This is a genomic window from Polaromonas sp. P1_G4 (genome assembly GCF_056405475.1).
This window is the reverse complement of sequence record NZ_JBFUCA010000317.1, coordinates 1-4,970: the sequence shown is the minus strand read 5'-3', so window position 1 is coordinate 4,970 and position 4,970 is coordinate 1. Positions and strand designations below refer to the sequence as shown.

The 4,970-nt window shown below is 58.3% G+C and carries 9 protein-coding genes; 2 read left to right on the top strand and 7 right to left on the bottom strand.

The window, feature by feature from the left end; all coding sequences use genetic code 11:
* Positions 1-218: 218 nt before the first annotated feature.
* Entirely contained in the window at positions 219-875 is a 657-nt protein-coding gene (locus AC1D1X_RS15450) for a hypothetical protein (RefSeq protein ID WP_477670815.1), read from the top strand.
* 211 nt (positions 876-1,086) lie between these two features.
* Here AC1D1X_RS15450 and AC1D1X_RS15445 read toward each other — a convergent pair whose 3' ends face one another.
* The 6 genes from AC1D1X_RS15445 to AC1D1X_RS15420 all read right to left on the bottom strand — a co-directional run bounded on the left by AC1D1X_RS15445 (position 1,087) and on the right by AC1D1X_RS15420 (position 4,027).
* A complete protein-coding gene (locus AC1D1X_RS15445; RefSeq protein WP_477670816.1) occupies positions 1,087-1,632 on the bottom strand; it encodes a CcdC protein domain-containing protein in 546 nt (181 codons plus the stop codon).
* Between the two features lie 146 nt (positions 1,633-1,778).
* Positions 1,779-2,219 (bottom strand): OmpA family protein, encoded by a 441-nt coding sequence (locus tag AC1D1X_RS15440; RefSeq protein ID WP_477670817.1) that lies wholly within the window; start codon positions 2,217-2,219, stop codon positions 1,779-1,781.
* Between the two features lie 25 nt (positions 2,220-2,244).
* Positions 2,245-2,640: a type II toxin-antitoxin system PemK/MazF family toxin gene (locus tag AC1D1X_RS15435; RefSeq protein WP_477670818.1), complete on the bottom strand. Its 396-nt coding sequence runs from the start codon at positions 2,638-2,640 to the stop codon at positions 2,245-2,247.
* Positions 2,641-2,645: 5 nt separating this feature from the next.
* Positions 2,646-3,113, bottom strand: a complete 468-nt coding sequence (locus AC1D1X_RS15430) for a DUF4262 domain-containing protein (RefSeq protein ID WP_477698593.1) — start codon at positions 3,111-3,113, stop codon at positions 2,646-2,648.
* Between the two features lie 69 nt (positions 3,114-3,182).
* Positions 3,183-3,686, bottom strand: coding sequence for a hypothetical protein (locus tag AC1D1X_RS15425; protein WP_477698592.1), 504 nt, complete (start codon positions 3,684-3,686; stop codon positions 3,183-3,185).
* A gap of 17 nt (positions 3,687-3,703) precedes the next feature.
* Positions 3,704-4,027 carry a DUF6172 family protein gene (locus AC1D1X_RS15420; protein WP_477670821.1) on the bottom strand — a complete coding sequence of 108 codons (324 nt, stop codon included), beginning with the start codon at positions 4,025-4,027 and terminating at the stop codon, positions 3,704-3,706.
* Between the two features lie 200 nt (positions 4,028-4,227).
* On the opposite strand from AC1D1X_RS15420, the gene AC1D1X_RS15415 reads away from it, so the two are divergent.
* Positions 4,228-4,758, top strand: a complete 531-nt coding sequence (locus AC1D1X_RS15415; protein ID WP_477671214.1) for a hypothetical protein — start codon at positions 4,228-4,230, stop codon at positions 4,756-4,758.
* 19 nt (positions 4,759-4,777) lie between these two features.
* Here the strand turns inward: AC1D1X_RS15415 and AC1D1X_RS15410 are convergent.
* Positions 4,778-4,970: cupin domain-containing protein (locus tag AC1D1X_RS15410; RefSeq protein ID WP_477698591.1), on the bottom strand; the 193-nt coding region annotated here is incomplete at its 5' end.

The following is a 4,970-nucleotide window of genomic DNA, read 5'->3' as shown; positions in this document are numbered from 1 at the left end:
TGGCTAGCATGGGGTGTAGTTGCAGGCACAATATTTTTAGCCGGGTGCACACTAATTGCACTTGCCGATGAAGTTTGGAAGTACGTCAAAAAATAGTCAACTTTTTCGCCTCAAAACACGGATTGCACCGCGCCAGGAGGCGTCGTCTACGCCTTGTTCAGAGCCGCAGCCGCCCGCACAAGCGCCTYCAACGCCTTCTCATCCATCTCGTCACCCTCATGAAAATCAATCTCGCCCGGACTGCTGTCTCGTTGTCTGCCTTGCTCGCACTGGTGGCCTGTGCCCCACTCGCCGGACCATGGCACGAGCTTGATGCACCCCGGTCAAAGACCGTACCCGGAGCGTTGAATACAGGGGGTGCGAGGCCAAACGTTGTTTACAGATGCGGCCCCAGCGGTTTTCTTGCGGGCCCAACGTGCGACTATGCATTCACGGATTCCTCTGGAAAACGCGTTCACATCTGGCCTTTGCTTGGGGAGCTTGATTCATTTACGGAGCAGTTGCCGGTGCTAAGGCCTTGGCTGAACAAGGTCGAGCATGGCAAGGACGGGCGGGACTTTCCTTACAAGATGCACCTGCTCACGGTCTCACCTGCCATTGTGCTGGTGGTGCCCAGAACAGCAGCCGAGCGTTTCAGTAGTTGCTCAGGCTTGATCTGGCCCGGTTGCATTCAATCGCAAAGCTTCAGAGGAAACGACTATTGGTTTCAAGGCGAACCTCTGGTGCGCTCCGGCTCTTTCTGGTTCACCCTGGAAAAACCCGGGCAGACATTTGCACTTGATGCCTCTGTCCAGGAAACCCGCATTGAAACACCGCAGGCGGGCCTCAAACTCCTGGCAGAAAACGGAACATGGAAAGTCCAGCGCCAAAAGTGAAGACCGCACCGGCGGGTCAGGGCCGATCGCGAGCTGGATGCTCATGCCTGTGCCGACTCCGACAACGGCACGGCCGCCCGCATCAGCAAAGTCGTTGTTGATGAGCTGACCAAAGCGGGGTTTGTACCCAAGGGTTGAGCAGCGATCAGCCGCAGGGGGTGTGGCGATGAACCCGATGCCCCCGTCAGGCGTCGGCGGCAACTAATGGAAGCTAAGCATCTGGTCCCAGCGCGTCCCGCTCCCTCTTGGCCCGCAGAACACGGAATCGCCAACGCACAAGACCGATCGCGTAGCTGATGTAGTACCCCGCAAGCAGCCCAAAGACAGCGAGCGTAAGCGGACTGCGGGCGAAGTCGCCCATTCCGTGCTGCACCGCCGGCTCAGCGGCATAGACCTCAAACAGGCGATAGGCGATGCGCCCGACGAACAGCAACGAAAGCGCGATACCTAGATGCGCGTTGGGCGTGTAGAACAGGCCTTGGGGTGTTGGTTCGAAGTGCGTCTTGCCCAGACCGAAGATGCCGAGCAATGCGCCGAGGCCCAGGCCACCGGCCAGCCACCAAAGCCGTTCGGGGTGTTCATGCGCGGCGAAGCCAAGCAACACAAGCAGGACGGGAAAGATGGCCAAGGTAATCCAGGGGCGAATTCTCGACAGGCGCTGGCGCCCGACCATGCGACGAAAGCGCGCGTAAACGCGCCACGCGATCAACGGAAGAAGCACAAGCAGTGTGATGGTGGAGGCACTTGGCGCTTGCATGGTGTGGGCCTTCAGGTCATTTCTTTGAGTTTCCGAGCGCACTTAAAAATAGTTTCATGTGCTGCGGAGAGTTTGGCATGAAGCTACCTAAAAGCTGATCAGGTGCAGGACACATCAACTTCACTCAAAATCCTGCTGCAATTCCCTCAGGGAAACTTCCGCAGTGGCCCGCCGCACGCGCCTGGCGGCAAATAAAGAACCTCCAGCTCCACACGCCGGTTCTTTGCGGCATCTGGCGATCCGTAGTAGGGGCCTATCAACTGCCGGCTCTCTACGAAGACTCGTGAGGCAGGAAATCCGGCCTTGACCATCAAGGATTTGACGTAGTCAGCACGAGCGGTTGCAATGCGCTTGATCGACTTCGGGTCGCCTTCCGAGATATCGGCGAAGCCCATTACGATCGCGTTTTCAACGGGATGGGGAATGGCTTTTTCCACAAGGGCGATCACCATTGCCCGTGATTTTTCGTCCAAGGCCACGGCGCCGTTGGCAAAAAAGGCATCGGCTACCAGCGTGGGCTTGCATGCCAATACAGGCATTGATGCGAAGGCAAACAGCAACGCGGCAATCAGTGTTTTTTTCTGCATACAGAGACCGTTCATGGTTGAGAGACTATCGGTTGTGAAACGATGCCTGCAGAAACCGCATCCCCGCCAATATCTGCTGAACCCGCTCACCTGACAGCGTCCCGATATGCGCACCCAAGCGTGTTTTGTACACGGAAGACACCTGCGACACAACCACCACGCTTTGCTTTTCCAGATTGCCTTCACCAGGCTCCAGCAAGACATTGCCTGGCTCCGTGGCGCGGTTCAGGTTGGAAGTTAGCGCACAAACAATCACCGTGCTGATGCGGGAGCGGTTGAACACGTCGTCTTGCACGACGACATGGGGATGCGGGGAGCCCGGGATGGAGCCACGCGAGGGGTCCGCTTCAATCCAGAACACGTCACCCTGCTTGATGGTGTCGGGGAACGGGCTTGATGGAGCTTGTGGGTCTCTATCCATGAGGGTCAGGAGCCTCTTTCATGCTGCCCAAGAACGGGCTGCTTGGTGCGGAACTCGAGCGAGGCCTCCGGGTGCCAGGGAAAGAGACCTGCCCGGGAAGGCCATATGATTTGCTCAACCGGAAAACTGTCTCCGTCGTAATACCAGCGGGCGAACCCGACATGCTCCGGATACTCAGTGGACGGTACGGGTACAAATACGCAGGAATAGCCTTCAAGCAGCGCGTCTGTTGGTTCACCCCGATTTATGGCTTTCCCATTTGCAATCGCATCGACGGCGATACTCAAGATGGTGTGGGCGACCTCGCTTGGCAAGCCGTAAATCAGCAGTTCGGGGTGGCCGTATGTATGAAATAAACCAACGGTGTAGCTGAACGCTTCGTGTTGGTCGTCACCAAAAACCTGCATGCAATGCCATCCGAACTTGCGAATGTTATCGAGCAGCTTTTGTTCTCCTGAGTCTGTGGCCGTCATTTTGGGCATTGGTAGGGGGCCCTGAATGTTGTGATGGAGCGGGTGTCACCCCCTGCGGGAGTGATGTTCCTAGGGCTGCGCGCTCTTCGGCGCATCCGGCTTGGGCACATCGGGCTTGGGCGCGTCCTTCACCCGTACATAGTATTCACGCAGATGAAGACTCTGCGAGTTGTCTTCCCCTCCTGCGTACACCCACAACATGTCTGGGCTTATGAAGTTATAGAGAACGATGGCGTCCCTGCCGGTCACTGGCGCAACGGTTTTGACTGCAACCGAATCCGAAGCAACGCCCAGGACACGGTACGGATGCGTTTCGCGAAAGCCTGTCAGTGGCCTCTTTCGGCCTTCCTGCGTTTTCGTCTCCAGATCCGGCAGCTCGGAAGTCATGGCGTCCGCCGTAAAGGTCAGGGTCATATGACCCATCACCTGCGAAAGAAACAGGGCCGTCTTGCTGTCCAGCTTTGCGCGCTCGTTATTGAAGCGCATGCTGATTTCGGAGTCAGACTTCCACTGGCCGACAAGATTCGGGTCCGCATACGCTGACGCGGCAACTGCGGCCATCAGCAGGAGCACAAAGAGTCTGCGCATGCTTATTCGACGTCGGCGAAATCGTCGTCACCCTCATTGCGCGCACGGGGCACCTTGACACCGCCCTTGGCCACCACTTCCACATAGAACTGCGGCGCGCCGTCTTTCACGATCTCGTCAATCGACTTGATGAGGTCTGCCACCGGCACCTCCGAAGCAGCGGCATCACTCGCGCCAGACTTGCAGTCAAAGTCCCAGTAGTCCACGCCCTTGGGCAAGGCTTTGGCGCGTTCGCGTTTGAGGTATTTGCGAATGTCGTGTTTGGCGGCATCGAGCAGGCGGTCGCGGTTTTTGCCTTCGATATTGAGTTGGTAGGTTTTTTTCATGAGTACTTCTGGTCTAAGGAGCGGCGCATTGCGGCCACGGTGTACTACCGATTATCGGGCCGTGGCCGCGCAAGCCGAAAAGTCATGGGCAAAAGCGGCGTCACCAGCAACAATCTGCGCGGCACGGCGTTTGCATGGGTACCCATGTCAGCTTGTTCAACCCCACGTCCCTCACCTGGCAGGGGCACAAGGAGATTCCGATGATCTATGGTTTGACCTACCTCGGTGTGATCCACACCGCCATCAGCCTGGTGGCCGTTGCGGCTGCCGTGATCGCCTTCTTTCGCGACAAGGAAATCATTGCCGCGTCCACACTGGGCAAGGTCTATATCTGGACCACGGTGCTCACCTGCCTCACGGGCTTTGGCATCTTCCAGCATGGCGGTTTCGGCAAACCGCATGCGCTGGGCATCATCACCTTGCTGGTGCTGGGCATTGCCTGGGTGGCGGGCACCACCAAGGTGCTGGGCCGTGCCTCGCCGTATGTGGAGACGCTGGGCTATTCGATGACCTTTTTATTCCACATGATTCCGGCCATCACCGAGACTTCGACGCGCCTGCCATTGGGTGCGCCACTGCTGCCCAACGCCGATGCGCCCGAACTCAAGGCCGCCACGGGTGTGCTTTTGCTGCTGTACATCATTGGGGCGGCGCTGCAGGTGCGGCGCATACGCGCGCGCCATGCGGCGCTTGACGTCGCGGCTGTGCCGGGGTCTGCTGCTGCCAGTTAATGGGTAAGGGGCGACAAATTCAGCCGGGCCAGACGACCAGCAAATAGCGGCAGGCGCTGCGCCCCAGGGTTTTAAAGGCCACGGGGCGGTCAACGCCGAAGTCCAGGCAGTCGCCGGGCTCAAGCTTGAAAACTTCGTCGCCATATTCCACGCGCAAGCCGCCTTCGACCAGCCAGAGGCGCTGCCGATACGGCTGGCCGCTCCATCGCGGG

Coding starts and splice junctions, on each gene's coding strand:
- AC1D1X_RS15450 (WP_477670815.1), top strand. CDS start 219: ATGAAAATCAATCTCGCCCGGACTGCTGTCTCGTTGTCTGCCTTGCTC.
- AC1D1X_RS15445 (WP_477670816.1), bottom strand. CDS start 1,632: ATGCAAGCGCCAAGTGCCTCCACCATCACACTGCTTGTGCTTCTTCCG.
- AC1D1X_RS15440 (WP_477670817.1), bottom strand. CDS start 2,219: ATGCAGAAAAAAACACTGATTGCCGCGTTGCTGTTTGCCTTCGCATCA.
- AC1D1X_RS15435 (WP_477670818.1), bottom strand. CDS start 2,640: ATGGATAGAGACCCACAAGCTCCATCAAGCCCGTTCCCCGACACCATC.
- AC1D1X_RS15430 (WP_477698593.1), bottom strand. CDS start 3,113: ATGACGGCCACAGACTCAGGAGAACAAAAGCTGCTCGATAACATTCGC.
- AC1D1X_RS15420 (WP_477670821.1), bottom strand. CDS start 4,027: ATGAAAAAAACCTACCAACTCAATATCGAAGGCAAAAACCGCGACCGC.
- AC1D1X_RS15415 (WP_477671214.1), top strand. CDS start 4,228: ATGATCTATGGTTTGACCTACCTCGGTGTGATCCACACCGCCATCAGC.